1 protein-coding gene is annotated in these 326 nt (G+C 46.0%); it reads right to left on the bottom strand.

What is annotated here, in order from left to right:
• Window positions 1-134: 134 nt before the first annotated feature.
• Window positions 135-326: IncC plasmid conjugative DNA transfer DtrJ family protein (locus Xedl_RS20140; RefSeq protein ID WP_143187527.1), on the bottom strand; the 192-nt coding region annotated here is incomplete at its 5' end.

Here is a 326-nt window from a genome sequence, read left to right as displayed (position 1 = left end):
GACACCGGTGGTGAATACACCATCAAAATATCAGCACTAACAAGAAAGACTGACGCGCCGCAGTGCGGCTTGTCTGCTGACGCTGGAATACAAAACAAACAACCGTTTTGTATTCCATCGTGCAGCGCCATGTACTATAAATATTTTTTAAACATTGAGGCAGTGATCATCACTGCCATACCTAAAAGTAACGCTGCTGGCAACAATATCACCGCAGGATACATCGTATCCGGCCAGGATAAATACAGCACACAGGGAATAGTGCAGGCCGGTTTAATGCCCCGTTTGGCATGATGATAAACAAAACTGGATTCATAGCCTGCGCC

Source organism: Xenorhabdus eapokensis (genome assembly GCF_001908105.1).
Note: the sequence above shows the minus strand (reverse complement) of the source record. Positions and strands in the feature narration are given on the sequence as shown.